This window comes from Nocardioides sp. LHG3406-4, assembly GCF_049897745.1.
In the GTDB taxonomy this organism is placed as follows: domain Bacteria; phylum Actinomycetota; class Actinomycetes; order Propionibacteriales; family Nocardioidaceae; genus Nocardioides.
The window spans coordinates 259228-275367 of sequence record NZ_JAFCWV010000004.1; the positions used below are offsets into that span (position 1 = coordinate 259228).

Annotated in this window: 14 protein-coding genes and 1 tRNA gene; 8 read left to right on the forward strand and 7 right to left on the reverse strand. The window is 69.1% G+C overall.

The annotated features are described in order from the left end of the window. Window positions 1-174: 174 nt before the first annotated feature. Together ACP7BP_RS15455 and ACP7BP_RS15460 are read left to right on the forward strand one after the other, a co-directional pair. The gene (locus tag ACP7BP_RS15455; RefSeq protein WP_426245817.1) at window positions 175-1641 is read left to right on the forward strand and encodes an NAD(P)/FAD-dependent oxidoreductase; all 1467 of its coding nucleotides are present in this window, start codon (window positions 175-177) and stop codon (window positions 1639-1641) included. Window positions 1642-1651: 10 nt separating this feature from the next. Continuing rightward, the gene (locus tag ACP7BP_RS15460; RefSeq protein ID WP_426245819.1) at window positions 1652-2167 is read left to right on the forward strand and encodes a GNAT family N-acetyltransferase; all 516 of its coding nucleotides are present in this window, start codon (window positions 1652-1654) and stop codon (window positions 2165-2167) included. Here the strand turns inward: ACP7BP_RS15460 and ACP7BP_RS15465 are convergent. Then, window positions 2165-2237 (reverse strand) — tRNA-Lys (locus tag ACP7BP_RS15465). The two genes, ACP7BP_RS15460 and ACP7BP_RS15465, sit on opposite strands and share 3 nt — an antisense overlap. A 348-nt stretch (window positions 2238-2585) precedes the next feature. Here ACP7BP_RS15465 and ACP7BP_RS15470 point away from each other — a divergent pair. Continuing rightward, complete coding sequence (locus ACP7BP_RS15470; RefSeq protein WP_426245821.1) at window positions 2586-3821, forward strand: MFS transporter; 1236 nt, start codon at window positions 2586-2588, stop codon at window positions 3819-3821. Window positions 3822-3888: 67 nt separating this feature from the next. Here the strand turns inward: ACP7BP_RS15470 and ACP7BP_RS15475 are convergent, their stop codons facing one another. Both ACP7BP_RS15475 and ACP7BP_RS15480 read right to left on the reverse strand, forming a co-directional pair. Continuing rightward, the gene (locus tag ACP7BP_RS15475; RefSeq protein WP_426245823.1) at window positions 3889-4719 is read right to left on the reverse strand and encodes an oxidoreductase; all 831 of its coding nucleotides are present in this window, start codon (window positions 4717-4719) and stop codon (window positions 3889-3891) included. A 31-nt stretch (window positions 4720-4750) separates the two neighbouring features. Then, window positions 4751-5353, reverse strand: coding sequence for a TetR/AcrR family transcriptional regulator (locus tag ACP7BP_RS15480; RefSeq protein ID WP_426245825.1), 603 nt, complete (start codon window positions 5351-5353; stop codon window positions 4751-4753). 209 nt (window positions 5354-5562) lie between these two features. On the opposite strand from ACP7BP_RS15480, the gene ACP7BP_RS15485 reads away from it, so the two are divergent. Then, window positions 5563-6357, forward strand: coding sequence for an SDR family NAD(P)-dependent oxidoreductase (locus ACP7BP_RS15485; protein WP_426245827.1), 795 nt, complete (start codon window positions 5563-5565; stop codon window positions 6355-6357). 259 nt (window positions 6358-6616) lie between these two features. Next, window positions 6617-7990, forward strand: coding sequence for a vanadium-dependent haloperoxidase (locus tag ACP7BP_RS15490; protein ID WP_426245828.1), 1374 nt, complete (start codon window positions 6617-6619; stop codon window positions 7988-7990). 110 nt (window positions 7991-8100) lie between these two features. Here ACP7BP_RS15490 and ACP7BP_RS15495 read toward each other — a convergent pair whose 3' ends face one another. Then, on the reverse strand, window positions 8101-9423 hold the full coding sequence (locus tag ACP7BP_RS15495) for a hypothetical protein (protein WP_426245829.1): 1323 nt from the start codon (window positions 9421-9423) through the stop codon (window positions 8101-8103). Between the two features lie 216 nt (window positions 9424-9639). Here ACP7BP_RS15495 and ACP7BP_RS15500 point away from each other — a divergent pair, with 216 nt between their 5' ends. From ACP7BP_RS15500 to ACP7BP_RS15510, 3 genes are all read left to right on the forward strand, one after another. Next, the gene (locus tag ACP7BP_RS15500) at window positions 9640-10953 is read left to right on the forward strand and encodes a glycoside hydrolase domain-containing protein (protein ID WP_426245830.1); all 1314 of its coding nucleotides are present in this window, start codon (window positions 9640-9642) and stop codon (window positions 10951-10953) included. 175 nt (window positions 10954-11128) lie between these two features. After that, window positions 11129-11476, forward strand: coding sequence for a YciI family protein (locus tag ACP7BP_RS15505; protein WP_426246225.1), 348 nt, complete (start codon window positions 11129-11131; stop codon window positions 11474-11476). 143 nt (window positions 11477-11619) lie between these two features. Then, entirely contained in the window at window positions 11620-12327 is a 708-nt protein-coding gene (locus tag ACP7BP_RS15510; RefSeq protein ID WP_426245832.1) for a 4a-hydroxytetrahydrobiopterin dehydratase, read from the forward strand. Window positions 12328-12624: 297 nt separating this feature from the next. Here ACP7BP_RS15510 and ACP7BP_RS15515 read toward each other — a convergent pair whose 3' ends face one another. The 3 genes from ACP7BP_RS15515 to ACP7BP_RS15525 all read right to left on the reverse strand — a co-directional run bounded on the left by ACP7BP_RS15515 (window position 12625) and on the right by ACP7BP_RS15525 (window position 16137). After that, the gene (locus ACP7BP_RS15515; RefSeq protein WP_426245833.1) at window positions 12625-13470 is read right to left on the reverse strand and encodes an aldo/keto reductase; all 846 of its coding nucleotides are present in this window, start codon (window positions 13468-13470) and stop codon (window positions 12625-12627) included. A gap of 1033 nt (window positions 13471-14503) precedes the next feature. Continuing rightward, the gene (locus ACP7BP_RS15520) at window positions 14504-15463 is read right to left on the reverse strand and encodes a hypothetical protein (RefSeq protein ID WP_426245835.1); all 960 of its coding nucleotides are present in this window, start codon (window positions 15461-15463) and stop codon (window positions 14504-14506) included. Between the two features lie 92 nt (window positions 15464-15555). Continuing rightward, window positions 15556-16137, reverse strand: coding sequence for a tetratricopeptide repeat protein (locus ACP7BP_RS15525; RefSeq protein ID WP_426245837.1), 582 nt, complete (start codon window positions 16135-16137; stop codon window positions 15556-15558). Window positions 16138-16140: the final 3 nt, after the last annotated feature.

Here is a 16140-nt window from a genome sequence, read left to right on the forward strand (position 1 = left end):
TCACGGCTCGTGTACCCACGCGGCGCGACACGTAAACCTGGGTATTCCGATATTGCGGACAGTGGCGGGGCCCGACCGTCTTGTGACCAAGGGAACCACGTCGCCAGTTGGGGTCTGGTGCCCGGGGCGCGGGACACTGGAGACTAGGAAGAGACGAGCACAGGAGGGCAGCAGATGTCCGACCAGATGGCTTCCACCCGGCACCGAGTGGTGGTGATCGGCTCCGGTTTCGGCGGACTGTTCGGGGCCAAGGCGCTGAGTCGCGCAGACGTCGACGTCACGATGATCGCCAAGACCACCTACCACCTCTTCCAGCCGCTGCTCTACCAGGTGGCGACCGGGATCCTGTCCCCCGGGGAGGTCGCTCCGCCCACCCGCGAGGTGCTCAGCCGGCAGGACAACGCGAACGTGCTGCTCGGCACGGTCACCGGCATCGACCTGGAAGCTCGCACCGTCACCTCGCACGTGCTCGGCCGCGAGACGGTGACGCCGTACGACTCACTGATCGTGGCTGCCGGCTCGGCGCAGTCCTACTTCGGCAACGATCACTTCGCCGAGCACGCCCCCGGCATGAAGAGCATCGATGACGCTCTCGAGCTGCGCGGCCGCATCTTCGGCGCCTTCGAGATGGCCGAGCTCGGCGCCAACCGCGGCGACAACGTCGACCACCTGCTGACCTTCGTCGTCGTGGGCGCGGGTCCCACCGGTGTCGAGATGGCAGGCCAGATCGCCGAGCTGGCCCGCCGCACGCTGCGCAAGGACTTCCGGAGCATCAACACGCGCCAGGCACGGGTCATCCTCGTCGACGCCGCCGGCCAGGTGCTGCCGCCGTTCGGCGCGCGCCTCGGTCAGGAGACCAAGGAGGAGCTGGAGAAGCTCGGGGTCGAGGTGCTGCTCGGGGCGATGGTCACAGATCTCGACGAGCGCGGCATCGAGGTGAAGTACAAGGACGGCCGCACCGAGCGCATCGCCGCGGTCACCAAGATCTGGGCCGCCGGCGTCCAGGCGTCGTCGCTCGGCAAGATGCTGGCCGACCAGACCGGCGCCACCGTCGACCGCGCGGGCCGCATCGGGGTGAATCCCGACCTCACGCTGCCGGGCTATCCCGAGGTGTTCGTGGTGGGCGACATGGCCGGCCTCGACAACCTGCCCGGGGTCGCGCAGGTCGCCATCCAGGGCGCGAAGTACGCCGCGAAGACGATCGACGACCGGCTCAAGGGCAAGCCGCCGCGCAAGCCGTTCAAGTACTTCGACAAGGGCTCCATGGCGGTCATCAGCCGCTTCAACGCGGTGGCGATGATCGGCAAGCTGCGGATCACCGGCGTCGTGGCCTGGCTGATGTGGCTGGTCCTGCACCTCATCTACATCACCGGCTTCAAGAGCCGCGTCACCGCCCTGCTCCACTGGTTCGTGTCGTTCGTCGGCCGCGGCCGGTCCGAGCGCACCACCACCGAGCAGCAGATCTTCGGCCGGGCGGCCCTCGCGCGACTCGAGCGGGGCGCGACCGACCTGGTCTCCGAGCCCGGTGCGTACGACGCCGCGCGCGACCGGCTCGAGACCGCGCGTCGCGCAGAGCTGGAGGCCCAGGCCATCGAAGAGGCGAGGCTCACCGACGCGGGCGAGCGCGGCACGGCCCGCTGAGAGCCTGCCGATGATCGACCTCGCCCTGCCTGCCCTCCGCTACGCCGACTCGTGGATCGCCGCGGTCCGCGAGTTCGGCGCCACCACGATGCACGGCAGCGGGCTGTGGGATCTCACCGTCGACGACGCCACCGAGGCCACGCTCGCGGAGCGGATCCCCGGCCTGCTCGCGATGTCGGACCACTCGATCCAGCCGCCGAACGGCCTGGTACACAGCGACTACTGGTGGCTGGTCGAGGGCGACGACTTCGTCGGCTACCTCGCCATCCGGCACGCGCTCAACGACTTCCTGCTCCAGGAGGGCGGCCACATCGGCTACGCCGTACGTCCCTCGCGGCGCAGGCAGGGGCACGCCAGCCGGGCCCTCGGCCTGGCGCTGGTGCGCTCCCGCGAGATCGGGCTCGACCGGGTGCTGCTGACCTGCGACGAGGACAACGCTGCCTCGCGACGCACCATCGAGCGCAACGGCGGCGTCTACGAGGACAGCCGCCGCGGCAAGCGCCGCTACTGGATCGACACGCGGTAGGCCTCCAGGGGCTCGAACCCTGAACCAACGGATTAAAAGTCCGCTGCTCTACCCATTGAGCTAGAGGCCCGGGACATGAGGAGCTTCACCGAGAGTCGCCTCCGGAGAGCAGATGCATCCACACGGTCCGTGCGCCCATCTTGCAGCATCGCCAGCGGGACCGCATGACGGCCGGGCTCGGGAGACACCGCGGGACAGCAGCCGAGCTCCCAGACTGCGCAGATCGCTGTGCCCGTGCGTTGTTGCGGACCGGCTGCGACAGGCCGCTGAGGTAATTAGATGTCTATGATAATCTATTCCCGCGGGAATGGGTGACCACCCGGGGGCCGGCAGAAACCGAACGCGCCGATCGTGCGCCGCTGAGGCCGTGTGGTGCGCGATCCGCTGTGCGCGGATCAGATCCTTGGAGGAGCTTCGAATGACAACATCGACACAGGTGGCCGGCCCTGCGCGGGCCGCGCTGCCTACTTCGTGGAGCGGCGTCTTCGCCATCGCTCTGGGGGCCTTCGCGCTCGTGGTCGCCGAGTTCGTCCCGGTGGGGGCCCTACCGCAGATCGCGGAGGACCTCGACATCTCGCAAGGCACGGCCGGCCTGTTCGTCACCGCCACTGCCCTCGTCGGCATGATCGCCGCCCCGTCGGCGGCGATCCTCGCCCGTGATCTGGACCGTCGTCTGGTGCTCATCTCGCTCACCGTCCTGCTGCTCGCGTCGAGCGTCCTCTCAGCCTTGGCTGACAGCTTCGTGCTGCTACTCGTGGCACGACTCGTCCTCGGTGCAGGGGTCGGCGGCTTCTGGGCCATCTCGATCTCCGCGGCTGCTCGACTCGTGCCGCCGGACCGCGTGCACACCGCCTCGTCGATGGTGTTCGGCGGCATCGCCATCGGGTCCGTCGTCAGTGTTCCGGCCAGCACGCTCATCGCCAGTCACGCGAGCTGGCATGTGGCGTTCGCAGCCGCTGCAGTCTTGGCCGTCCTGACGCTGGTCGCGCAAGCGCTGATGGTGCCGCGCATCGTGGCTCACGAGGCGGTCGGTCTCAGACACTTCCTCGACGTCTTCGGCTCGAGACGCATCACCCTGCTGCTGGCGGGCGCCGTCCTGATCGTGAGCGGACACTTCGCTGCCTACACCTTCATCGTGCCCTACCTTCGGCAGACAACCCACCTGGGCAGCTCGACCGTGAGCGGTCTCCTTCTCATGTACGGGACGCTCACTGTGGTGGGGAACTTCGTGGGCGGCGCCGCGGCTGGCCGACGCCTGCTGACCACGGTTGCTACGACCGGGATCGGCTACACCGTCTCTCTCGTGCTCGTCTCTGCGCTCGGGTCGAGCGAGGTCGTCATCGTGGGCCTCGTCGGATGGGCCCTGGCGTGGGGTGCCGCGCCAGTAGGCATTCAGCTGTGGTTGCACCGCGAGGCCGAAGGGAGGTTCTCCGGCGAAGCCGTGCAGGCCCTCTACACCTGCCTGTTCCAGCTCTCCATCGCTCTTGGCTCCCTGCTGGGAAGCATCACGGTCAACGTGTCCAGCGAGCGGTTCGGGATGTGGCTCGGCGCCGTGCTCGTTGCTGCGGCGACGGTCGCCGTCCTCTTCCTCGTGCGGGTGGTGAGGTCCGGCGGCCGCCGGGCATCCCTGCGACCTGCCGACGGACTCGGCTAGGCCGGCCGCACCCCTTCAGCGTCGACGCCGCGAATAGGTGCCCTTCCTGCCGGTGGCCCTGCTGTGCTCAGGAGTGGTCCGTGGACAGTGAGAGCGCGCGCCAGGTCGCCTGCTCAGCGGCCACGTGCTCGAGCTTCGTGGCGATGGCGCCGAACGAGTCGCTCCCGAGCTGGATGCGCAGGGGAGGGCTCTCGGAGCGACTCAGCGCCACGATCGCCGTCGCGGCCTTCACGGGGTCACCGGGTTGGGCGTGGTTGACCTGGCCGGCCCGCTCCCGCGTCGCCCCGGCCGTCTCGGCGTAGTCCTGGATGACTGTCTCCTCGGTGTGCAGGCTCGAGCTGTCGAGGAAGTCGGTCCTGAAGTATCCAGGCTCGACGAGGGTGACGTGGATGCCGAGAGGCCGGACCTCTCGTGCGAGTGCCTCGGAGAGGCCCTCCACCGCGAACTTGGTGGAGTTGTAGACCCCCCACCCCGGCGTCCCGACGAAGCCCCCGACGGAGCTGAGGTTGATGATGCGGCCCGAGCGTTGGGCACGCATCGTGGGCAGCGCGGCGCGCAGGACGGTGAGAGTCCCGAAGACGTTGACGTCGAAGACCGCACGAGCGGCACCATCCGTCGTCTCCTCGACCGCGCCGATGAGCCCTCGTCCGGCGTTGTTGACGAGGACGTCGATTCGGCCGAACCGGGCGACGGCGTCGGCCACCGCCTGTCGCGCGTGGATGTCCGACGTCACGTCCAGCGGCAGTACGAGCAGCTTGGCACTTGCTCGGAGCGCCTCGCTCGACAGGTCTTCGGGATCGCGTGCGGTGGCGACCACCGAGTCGCCGGCGTCCAGGGCCGCTTCGACGATGCGGGCGCCGAGTCCTCGCGATGCACCTGTGACGAACCAGGTGGTCATCGGGACCTCCCTCGGCACCGGGTGTCGGTGCTCATGATGCTCCGGTCCCGGCATGTGACTCAGAAGGAGCGTGCCCGCCACGCACTGCCGCCAGGATGCGATCGGACAGAGGGGTGCCCGCACTGGCTCGCGCCAGCACCAGGGCGCCGACCAGGAGGGAGGCCTCGCGGATCGCCTCGTCCGAGGCCGGTGTCTCCTCATCGTGATCGCCCAACCATCGAGCGAAGTCCTCGACGCCTTCGGCGTAGCGCAGTCTCGCGTCGGGTGACGTCTCGGAACGCATGAGATCGGCACTGAGTCCCGTCGAGGGGCATCCCTGAGCCAGGTCGTCGCGGTGCTCGGGCGACAAGTAGTAGTCGATGAGCTCGGACTTCGCGGCAGCGCGGTTGTCGTGCTCTCGATCGTAGGCCCGAAGCGAGACCGTCAGGTCCTCGAAGGCGCGCTGCGTCGCCTCAGCCAGGAGGACGTCCTTGGAGGCGAACTGCTTGTAGAAGCCTCCGTGGGTGAGGTGGACCTCCTTCATGAGGTCAGCGATGCTGACCCGATCGAATCCGCGCTCCCGGAACTGCCGGGCGGCTGCGTCGACGATCTGACTGCGGTGCTCCAGCGCCTTCTCGCGTGATACCCGTCCCATGACGCCTCCAGTCGGTCGGTCCCACAATAGATTACTGCCGTCATCTCCAGACTAGGCCACCGGTGGTGACCGGTCGAGAGGCGTTCGCTGCCGCGAGGGCCTCCCATGTCTGCGGACGTTCGCCCTTTCGTGCCCTGAAAGGGGCGGTTGTGTTCTGCTCATCCACCAGATAGATTACGCTCAACATCTAAACGACTCCAGGAGTGAACATGACCATCCCCTCCACCGGCACCGCACTGATCACCGGTGCGACCGCCGGCCTCGGTGCCGCCTACGCCGACCTGCTGGCCCAGCGCGGCCTCGACCTCGTGCTCGTCGCGCGCGACAAGTCCCGTTTGGACGACGCAGCCTCCGCGCTGGTCGCGAAGACCGGCCGGACCATCGACGTACTGGCGGCCGACCTCACGACCCGCGAGGGCATCCGAGCTGTCGAGGACCGGATTCTCGGCGACGGCAACCTGAACTTCCTCGTCAACAACGCCGGCGACGGCCTCTTCGGGCCGCTCTCCGCTGCGGATCCCGACACGCTCGAGCGGCTCGTGGCTCTGAACGTCAGTGCCTTCACCAGGATCGCCGCGGCCGCGGCGAAGGCATTCGTCGATCGCGGTGAGGCGGCCATCGTGAACATCGGGTCCGCCCTCGCGCTCAACATCATGCCGATCAGCGCCGCCTACAGCGCCACGAAGAGCTACGTCATCACGTTCACCCAAGGGCTCGCCCAGGAGTTCGCGGACAGTCCTGTCCAGGTGCAAGCAGTCCTTCCCGGGGGTTTGGCCACCGGCTTCTGGAACGGCTCTGGGCTCGAGCTCGACCAGCTTCCTTCCGAGATCATCATGGCACCGGCGGACGCGGCGGCTGCCGGTCTTGCGGGCCTGGACGCGGGCGAGCTCATCACGATTCCCTCGCTTCCCGACGCTGGAGACTGGGCGGCGTACGACGCCGCCCGAGAGGCGCTGATTCCTCGTCTGTCGCTTGCGACGCCGGCACCCCGCTACCAGTCCTGACTCAACGTCGCCGCGGGAAGGGGGGCCGCGGCGACGTGAGGACGGCTGGCCCTGGCCGGTGGGCCGGCCGCCGAACGTTCCGACTCGAAGGCGCCTTGGCGCACCTCCCGACACTGCGACTGCGGTGGCCACGCCCGGAATGGAAGTTCCCCAAGTTGAGCGATGCCATTTCGGCTGCCGACGTCTTGGCTGGGAGGGTCGATACCACCCGAAGGCGCGTCCTCGGGATCGCGCCCTCGTCTGCCGAGATGGAGGAGCGATGAGATCGACCCGAAAGCTGACCGTCCTGGTGACGGGAGCCGTACTGGCTCTCGGCGGCGTGTCGACGTCACCCAGCGAAGCCCACCCGGGCCACGGCCACGGGGATGGCGCCACTGGCACTGCCGTCAGGGCGTGGAACGAGATCACGGTTAATACGCTCATCGGACTACCGGGGCCTGCCGGGGGCGCCCCACCCGCGGCGCAGGTCCACGTCGCGATGGTCCAGGGTGCGGTCTTCGACGCTGTCAACGCGATAGGGCGCCAGCACTACCGGCCATACCTGCTGGACGAGCGCTTCCCCGCTGGGGCCTCGATGGACGCGGCGGTGGCAGCCGCGGCCTACGGGGTGCTACGCGACATCGTGTCGACCGTGCCGAACCTCCCGGACACCAGTCGGACCACCGCGCTCACCACCCTCGCCACGCAGTACGCGGCCGCGTTGGCCGACATCCACGACGGCTGGCGCGAGGCGCAGGGGATCGCCGCCGGTGAGGCCGCGGCTCGGGTCATGATCGCGGCCCGCAGGGACGACGGCCGGTTCGGACCCTCGCAGTGGGTGCCCAACACCGATCCCGGACACTGGTGGCCGCTGACGGACCCGGCCACCGGGCAGCTCGTCCTCGACCCCACCCCGTGGGTGGGCGCGGTGGAGCCGTTCACTCTCGAGTCGTCCTCGCAGTTCCGCACGCGCGGACCGCTCAGGCTCTCCAGCGCGAGGTACGCCCGGGAGCTCAACGAGGTGAAGGCCATCGGTGCGGTCAACAGCGCCGTCCGGACGACAACCCAGACCTACATCGCCCGGTGGTGGCAGAGCACGCCGGTCAGGAGCTGGAACGAGGTGAGCCGCGACCTCGCGATGCGCCACGGCCTGGACGTGGTCGACACCGCCCGCCTGCTCGCGCTGCAGAACCTCAGCGGCGCCGACGCGGCGATCAGCTGCTGGAACGACAAGTACTACTGGGACTTCTGGCGCCCCTGGAACGCGATCCAACGCGCAGCAGAGGACGGCAACCCGGCCACCGAGCCTGACGCCACCTGGTTGCCGCTGATCACTGCCCCGTATCCCGACCACCCGTCCGGCCACCTCTGCCTCGACGGCGCCCACACCCGCATCCTGCGAACGTACTTCGGCGACACGGGCGACGGCGGCTTCTCGATCACCAGCATCTCGCCGCTCCTCCAACCGGGAGATCCGACGGTCCGCCAGTTCGACAGCTTCTCGCAGGTGCTCGATGAGATCGTCGAGGCGCGCATCTGGGCCGGTCTGCACTTCCGCACTCCCGACCGCCAGGGCAAGAGGCTCGGCATGAACGTCGCGAGGTACGCGGCCGCGCACTACCTCCAGCCCGTCGGATACCACCACCACCATTGAGCCAGGCAGCAACGTCCCGGTCCGCCGCAGGCCGGTGACGCTGCTCGAGGCCGAGATCCATGCCCTCGCGGACGACCATCTCCACGCCTGCGCGCCGCAGAGGTCTGGGGTCAGTTCCGCTCGCAGGAGCGTTCCACCTCGGCGCGACAGATGTCCCGCCCCAGTAGGCCCTCGACGACATCACGGCCGGCTCCACCGGTCAGCTTGTCCTTGAGGGCGGAGCCGGTGATCCGGTCGTTGCCCGGGCCGCCGAGCAGCTGGCTCGGGGCTCCTCGCTTGCTGCAGGCGGCGTAGTGGACGATCCGATCCGGTCCCCCGCGTCCCTGGCCACGCACCACGCACCCGATGGCGATCAGGCGGTTGGCCTCACCATCGCCGAGCAGCCTGACTCCGGGCGCCTGGAACGCCAGGTCCTCGATCCCGGTCATCTCGGCGCGTACGTCGTTCCAGGTCCCTTCGTCCTCAGCGACGAGCCGTCCCCGCCCCAGGTCACCGGTCGCCGTCAGGCCCTGGGGATCGTTGGTGATGAACTGGAGCTTGTCGCGACCTGATCCACCTGCGAGCCGTGAGCGATGCAGGGGATTGTCGGGGCTCATGATGTGCCGGGCGATGATCGTGTCGTCACCACCCCCCATGGCCAGGTCGATCCACCAGGCCGAGAACGTGACTTCCTCGGCAGAGCGACCGCCCACGAAGGTCAGCTGCTCGCCGTTGGCGAACCCGTCCAACGCGAAGCGCTCGAAGCTGGACCAGACGATCATCGCCGTCCCCGCGCGGGTTGCCGCACCGGTCGCATTGTCGAGGCGCCAGCTTCCGGCCGTTCGGGGGAGGACGGCGCTCAGCTCGTCGCTGCCGCTGCCTCCGACGAACCTCGCTGCGCGATTGTCAGCTGCGAGGAGCTCGAGCTCGTCACGGCCCGGACCGAGGTCCACATCGTCTGCATTCGGCTGGCCCGCTTCACCCGAAGCCACCCGGTCGTTGCCTTCCCCGGTGCGAACACGGTCGATGCCCACGTTCTCGCTGTCGATGCCGTAGACGTTGTCCTTGCCGGCGGATCCCACATAGACATCGTTGCCCTCCCCGAGGTCGACCCGGGCAGTGGTGGTCCGCCCGTTGCGGAGGTTGACCACCCGATCATCACCGGCTCCCGCGAATGCTGTGACCTTGTCGCGAGGTCCCGTACTCGAGGTGAGGCAGATGACGTCGTCACCCCCCAGAGAAGCGACGACCCGGGATCCGTTGGAGACGATCACGTCGGCGCTCTCGGTGCCCAGCAGCTGCGTTGCTCCGGGGCTACCGATGATGGTGGCCGGCACGCCCTGACAGGTCTCCGCCGCTCCTTGAGCGGCGGCCTGACCCACTAAGACCGCTGCGCCCAGCGCGGTGGCAGCGACCACCTGGGCCAAACGACGGCGTGCTGAGGTGCGGGACATGAAGGGCTCCTTGCGTAGAGAACGGCTGGTGCGGTGATGAGATGCGCACGGAGTCGCACAAGTTGCGCTTCGCCTCAGTAGAATCTGGCATCCGTTCCCCAGTTGACAGGGCAGCTGGGCCAGTTGACCGACTCAACCGGACCTGTCGTACCGGCTGCGGGTTAACCTCTCGCGAGACCACTCGCCCGGCTCGGGCGCGACGAGAGGATCGATCCGATGCACGCCCTGACCCGGCTGGCGGCGCTCACCGCAGCCACGTGTCTGACCATCGCCGGGCTGGCCGCGCCGTCCGGCGCGGATCCCTCCGCCCCGCAGCCGGCCCGCGCTGACACGTGGGTGAGGACGCCGGGCCCGTTCACCGGCTACGGCTTCGACGTCTGCGCCGCCCCCGACCAGGCGACCATGGACGCGTGGCGGACGTCGTCGCCGTTCGCGGCGGTCGGCATCTACACCGGCGGCACCAACCGGCTCTGCGAGCAGCCCAACCTCACAGCCGACTGGGTCCGCACCCAGGTCGCGGCCGGCTGGCACCTGATGCCGATCCACGTCGGCCCGCAGGCGGCCTGTACGACGTACGAGAGCGTCATGGCCTCCGACCGGCCGACGGCCGAGGCGCAAGGCCGTCTCGAGGCGGCGGCGGCCGTCTCCTCGGTCCAGGCCCTCGCCATCGGGACCGGCAGCACGATCTACTACGACCTCGAGGACTACGACATCACGGATCAGGCCTGCCGCCAGGCCGCGCTCTCGTTCCTCTCCGGGTGGACCCAGCAGCTGCACGCCCAGGGGTACCGCTCCGGTGTCTACTCGAACATCGCCGCCGCCATCACGTCGCTCGACCTCGCCAACAACGTCTCACGTGGCTCCTACGCGATGCCCGACGACATCTGGTTCGCGTGGGGCAACGGCGTCGCCGACACCGAGGCGAGCACCTGGGTGGCCACCTCCGAGTGGGACGACCACGAACGGGCCCACCAGTACCTCCTCGACGTCGAGCAGACCTACGGGGGCGTGACCCAGACGATCGACCTGAACTGGGTCGACGTGGGCGGCGGCTCCACCGCGCCCAAGGACACGAAGGGGTGCCGGGGCGTCCAGGTCGACCAGAGGAAGTACCCCAGCCTCCGTCCCGGCTCCCGGAGCAAGCACGTCGAGGCCCTGCAGTGCCTGCTGCGCGAGCAGCACTTCGGGAAGCCGGCCACCAGCGGACGCTACGACGACAGGACGGCGCGCGCCGTCAGGAAGGCCCAACGCAAGCTCGGCCTCAGGGTCACCGGCAAGGTCACACGCAAGACCTGGACCGCCCTGCATGCCCGCGGAACTCAACCGCTGCTGAAGGTCGGCTCCACGGGCGAGCCCGTACGCCGCCTGCAGCGCGCCCTGACCGCCACCCTCGGCAAGGCGGTCCGCATCGACGGGGTGATGAGCGTCCGAACCCGGGCAGCGGTGAGCAGATTCCAACAGCGCGAGCACCTGGCCCCGACCGGCAACGTCGACATCGTGACCTGGGAACGGCTGGCCTCCGGCGGCTGAGGCGGCAAGAGTGAGCTCGCGGCGGAGAACGCAGACCGCGCGATGGCGGCACGTCGGGAGAAACATCTACGGTCGATGTCGAAGAGCCGGGCAGCCGTTCGACGTACGAGCGACAAGCAACCTTCGGCAACCAGTAGGAGTGATCACAATGCCGCGTTTCATGGGATTCGTGAGGATGGAAGAGGGCATCGGCACGCCGCCGCAGGCGCTGTTCGACGCGATGGACGCCCACATCGGCGAGCGGGCCGCCTCGGGCGTGTTCCTCGACGGCGGCGGCCTCTACGGCACTGAGGACGCCGTGAACTTCGTGGTCCGCCAGGGCCAGGTCACCCGGGTCGACGGCCCGTACGCCGAGGCCAAGGAGGTCGTCGGCGGCTGGGCCATCATGCAGTACGACACCCTCGAGGAGGCCGTGGCCGATCAGCAGGAGTTCGCCGAGCTGCACGCGAAGCACTGGCCCGAGGTCACCGTGATCGCGACCCTGCGCCAGATCTCCACGGGCCCGGAGGCGCCCGGCGACTGAATCGGCTTCGGGGCCGTCTCTTCCGTGAGGGCAACGTCTCGTGCATGTCGCCCGGATCGCGGCAGATCCGATCGTTCGTTCGGGTCGACCCTTGGGCGATGAGCTCGGGCGCAGCCGCTGATTCGGAGCTAGGGTCCCCGTGTATGGACATGCTGAAAGGCGAACAGATCGCCGAGGCCAACCTGACCGACTGGCGCAAGCTCGCCCAGGGACTGCACGCCCGCTACGTGGTCGACGACTTCGGCGCCGGCGCACGGTTCGTCGTCGCGGTGGGTGAGGCGGCCGACGCGCTCGGGCACCACCCGCGCGTAACGATCGGCCATGGGTACGTCGACCTCAAGCTGGTCACCGATGACGCCATCTACCGCGACGACGAGGGCACCGAGCACGTCGTCGAATGGGTGACCCAGCAGGACGTCGACCTCGCGCGCCGGATCACCGAGATCGCCGCCGACCACCAGCTCGACGCCGACCCGGCCTCGGTCAGCGACATCGAGCTCGGCCTCGACACGGCGCACTCTGGGACCATCGCCCCGGTGTGGGCCGTGCTACTGACCGGGAGCCCTGGGGCCCAGGGCCGCGGAACCCCCAGCGACGAGATCCGCGACGCCACGGGACGGGTTCCGAATCTGTGGTTCGGGGACGCCGACGAGAACGGGCCCCCGGGTCAGCGGTTCCACGTCGAGGTCTATGTGGCGCATGAGGTGGCCGAGCAGCGGATCGCCGCCGCCGTCGCCGCGGGTGGGACCGTCGTCGATGACAGCGACGCGCCCTCGCTCACCGTGATCGCCGACCAGGACGGCAACAGGGGAGTCGTCTGCGTCGACGTGTCCGCTGCGAAGAAGAGTTGAGAGGCGACGCGACAGGTGGGCCGGTGTTCGGCGCCGAATCGCAAAGATGACCGCGCCCGAGCACCGGGCCGGCAACGGCCGATTGCCTAGCTCTGGAGTTTCATGCGGGGCAGCCCATCCCGTCGGGCGTCCGCCGGCCCATCGGCATGAGCGGATGCTCGGGTCGCGGCAGATCCTGGTGTTCCGCCGCTGATGGGTCCGGCGCGCTACGGCAAGACTGGCTCATTTTGACGCGTCGGTAGTCGATGGCGATGCATCGCCGGTCTCCGTGAGGTGGAACCTGTGGCTCGCCCGCCGTCACGCGGTCGCGTCGAGCAGTGAAAGCTCCTCTGACGTGAGGCGGAGACTCCCGGCCGCGACGTTCTCGCGCAGGTGAACGGGATTGCCCGTGCCGGGAATCGCCAGCACGTGGTCTCCCTGGTGCATGCACCAGGCCAGGCGCACCTGAGCGGTGGTGACGGCGCGGGAGTCGGCCACGGCGACCAGGGCGTCGGGTTCGATCGACGCTCGCCCGGACTCCCGCCCGGCGCCGGCGATTGCGAAGTACGGCGTGAAGGCGATGCCGTGCTCGCCGCAGACTCGAAGGAGGTCGTCGTACTCACGGTCCGTGAGCCCGTAGCGGTTCTGGACGCAGACAATGTCGGTCACCAAGCGTGCCTCGTTGAGCTGGGCGAGGCTCACATTGGACACGCCCACGTGCCGCACTAGACCGGCTTCGCTCAGCTCAGCCAGGGCACCGATGTGGTCGGTGACCGGTGCGTCGCGGCGCAGGACCCGGAGGTTGACCACATCCAGGTAATCGCGTCCGAGTTGGCGCAGGTTCTCCTCTACCTGTCCGCGCAGCTGGTCCGGGCGGGCCCACCCGGTCCAGTCGCCCCAGGTGTCGCGACCCGGTCCGACCTTGCTGGCGATGACCACACCATCGGCCCATGGCCGGAGCGCCGCGCCGAGCAGCTCATTCGAGGACCGGGTCGGGGAGAAGTAGAAGGCTGCCGTGTCGAAGTGGTTGACCCCGAGGGCAACGGCCTCCTGCACCACTGCAATGGCCTGGTCCCGTCCACGAAGCGTGCTCTGGCCGAAGGCGCTGCTGCCAGCGAGCCGCATGGTGCCGAATCCGAGACGGTTCACCTCCAGATCACCCATGTGGAACGTTCCGGCCGCTGCGGCTGGGGATTGAAGCGAAGTCATGCGACGCGACCCTAGTGCCTGACGACCACTGGCGTCCGTTGACAAGTACTCGATCGGATTGGAGGACGCCCCAGGTTGCGCATCATGGGGAGCAGCAACCCGCTCTGGCGGCCCTTCGCTCATCGGCAGATGCGGTCGTTCCAGCCCGCCGCCGCGCGGCCACGAAACGCTTCGCCCTGACGCACCAGCCGGTGCGGGCAGTCAAGCGTCAACCCGGTCGTCGCCTACTCGGTCAACGCATCGGCCGGACGTACTCGCGTGCCTGGAACTGCTGCGAGACGTCGTCGACCAACCACGTCCATCTCCGGGAGCTGGATTCCGATGTCGCAGTGGTCGCTGAGTGGGCCCGCATCACAGCTGACGCACCCCGGGTTCGCGGGCTCACGTCCAACTTCGTGCAGCCACAGGCTGGCACGCCGAAGCTTCTCGGGGTCTTTGCTCAGGAACCATGGCGGGTGACGGCGCACCCCGAGGTCCAGCCGGCGTCGTGGCTGCTACCCATGGCCGTGACTGGGCCCACTTCGTTCACCCTGCTGGGATTCTGGGGCGTGGAGCCCAAGCTGTTCGGCTCACACACATCGCAGCTACGGCGTGTCATCGATGACGTCTTGCCGATGCTCGATGGCCCTGTCGTGGTGGCAGGCGACTTCACCGCTCTCATCACGGAGTGGACCAGCCGACTCTCGATCACTGTCGGCCGCTTTGAGGACTGGGTGTTGCCGCATCGACCCGATCACGTTCCGCTCATCGTCGATGTGACGCCCAGCGCGCCACCGATGCCACGTTTGGAGACCCTGGGACGAACGGTGACGACGCGTCCGGTGGCCAAGGGGCTATGCGGCCGGGACCGTCTCCTGCTTGGTAGCGCCGAGCTGGACGCAGCCCCCACGACCCAAGCAACGCCACCGAAAAGCGTGAGGTACAGGCCGATTGCCGCCGCGCCGTTCATGTCCATGAGGCACCCCAGTCGGCGGGCTTGACGCCGTGATCAGCTGGTCGGGGCGCAGATGGCGTACGCCGTGACCGTCTCGGCGGCGGGTCCGGGCCAGTAGGTGAGCGTCCACGACGTCGGAGAGGACGTGCTGGGGGCCCCGATCGCGTTGCTCGGGTAGCTGGAGGCGATCGAGTTCGGGTCGTCGGTGTACAGGCCACCGCCGATAGCCACGGCGCCCGGGTCGCACGAGGTGGTCTGCATTGTCGCGGTGAGGCTGCCGTAGACCGTCGACCCTGCGGAGGACTTCACGTAGATCCCGCTGATGCCACCCGTCGGTCCCGTGGCTCCCGTTGCCCCGTTCGCTCCGGCCGGGCCCGTCGGTCCGGTGGCACCGGTTGGCCCTGTGGATCCGGCCGCGCCCGCGGGTCCGGTCGCGCCCGTCGGGCCGGTCGCCCCATCGGAACCGGCTGCGCCAGTGGGTCCGGTGGCGCCGGTGGCGCCCGCGGATCCCGTCGAGCCCGTGGCGCCCATCGGCCCGGTCGCGCCGGCGGGTCCGATGCCGCCGGTGGCGCCCGCGGATCCCGTCGAGCCCGTGGCGCCCATCGGCCCGGTCGCACCGGCGGGTCCGATGCCGCCGGTGGCGCCCGTCGCTCCCGTCGAGCCAGTGGCGCCCGTGGCCCCGGTCGCGCCGCGCGGCCCGGTGGCCCCGGTCGCACCGGCATCCCCGCGGGCGCCGTCAGCGCCCGGTTCGCCCTGCGGTCCGCGCGGACCGGTCTTGCCCTGATCGGGCCTGGCGCCGCCACGGACCCAGCCGAGGTGGTCCTCCCCGCGCCGGCAGTCGGCGTCGCTGCGGACGATCCGGATCTTCCCGGTCTCGGTGCTGAAGCAGGCATGGATGACACGGCGCTCCTGCGGCGCGGCCTGGGCGGCGTCGGCGGCCCCGAACACTGCGACGAACGAGAGCGACACGAGGCTGGCGGAGAGGACGGCGCGAGGGCGGTCGAAGGAGGTCACAGCGGGGAGGTTAGACGCCCAGTCGCAATTGTGAACCGGTTTTCACGACGTGGCGTCGTGTCTTTACCGCGGCGATGTCTCGGAGTGCTCGCTCAGTCGTACGACGGCGCCTTGACCTCGGCCATCGACGGGTCGAGGGAGACCCCTGTCCCCAGATGCTCCTCGCCCTCGGCCACCTTGCCGAGGTGGACGAGAGCGAACCCGAGTCGCATGTGCGCCGCTGCCATCGCCGGGTCGGCATCGACTGCGCGGCGATAGAGCTCGACCGCGGCGTCCAGGTCGGAGCCCTCGGTGAGGATCGCCTTGTTGTAGAGCGCCGGCGCGAACGCGTCATCGTTGTCCAGAGCCGCGTCGTAGGACTTCATCGCGGCCTTGTCGCGGCCGTCCTGTTGCGCGATCACCCCCAGGTTGTAGTGGGCGTAGGCGTTGTCAGGATCGATCGCCAGAACGTTCTCGAAGGTGACCTTGGCCGTTGACGCGTCGCCTGCGGCCAACTCGGCAAGTCCCTTCTTCACCAGCGCCGCGCTCGCAGGGGCCGGCGCGGCCGACCCGGACGCCTGGACATTCGCGCTCGCTTCGGCGTCGGGCTTCCCGTCCGAGCTGCAACCGGCGGCGAGAGTGCCGGTGAGGGCGAGCACTGCGGAGGCCGCCAGGAGGCGCAAGGACTTCGACACGGC

What these genes read in the sequence shown, in the direction of transcription:
- ACP7BP_RS15500 (WP_426245830.1), top strand. Translation starts at nt 9,640, where the DNA reads ATGCACGCCCTGACCCGGCTGGCGGCGCTCACCGCAGCCACGTGTCTG.
- ACP7BP_RS15480 (WP_426245825.1), bottom strand. Translation starts at nt 5,353, where the DNA reads ATGGGACGGGTATCACGCGAGAAGGCGCTGGAGCACCGCAGTCAGATC.
- ACP7BP_RS15510 (WP_426245832.1), top strand. Translation starts at nt 11,620, where the DNA reads ATGGACATGCTGAAAGGCGAACAGATCGCCGAGGCCAACCTGACCGAC.
- ACP7BP_RS15495 (WP_426245829.1), bottom strand. Translation starts at nt 9,423, where the DNA reads ATGTCCCGCACCTCAGCACGCCGTCGTTTGGCCCAGGTGGTCGCTGCC.
- ACP7BP_RS15475 (WP_426245823.1), bottom strand. Translation starts at nt 4,719, where the DNA reads ATGACCACCTGGTTCGTCACAGGTGCATCGCGAGGACTCGGCGCCCGC.
- ACP7BP_RS15505 (WP_426246225.1), top strand. Translation starts at nt 11,129, where the DNA reads ATGGAAGAGGGCATCGGCACGCCGCCGCAGGCGCTGTTCGACGCGATG.
- ACP7BP_RS15490 (WP_426245828.1), top strand. Translation starts at nt 6,617, where the DNA reads ATGAGATCGACCCGAAAGCTGACCGTCCTGGTGACGGGAGCCGTACTG.
- ACP7BP_RS15515 (WP_426245833.1), bottom strand. Translation starts at nt 13,470, where the DNA reads ATGGGTGATCTGGAGGTGAACCGTCTCGGATTCGGCACCATGCGGCTC.
- ACP7BP_RS15485 (WP_426245827.1), top strand. Translation starts at nt 5,563, where the DNA reads ATGACCATCCCCTCCACCGGCACCGCACTGATCACCGGTGCGACCGCC.
- ACP7BP_RS15460 (WP_426245819.1), top strand. Translation starts at nt 1,652, where the DNA reads ATGATCGACCTCGCCCTGCCTGCCCTCCGCTACGCCGACTCGTGGATC.
- ACP7BP_RS15455 (WP_426245817.1), top strand. Translation starts at nt 175, where the DNA reads ATGTCCGACCAGATGGCTTCCACCCGGCACCGAGTGGTGGTGATCGGC.
- ACP7BP_RS15470 (WP_426245821.1), top strand. Translation starts at nt 2,586, where the DNA reads ATGACAACATCGACACAGGTGGCCGGCCCTGCGCGGGCCGCGCTGCCT.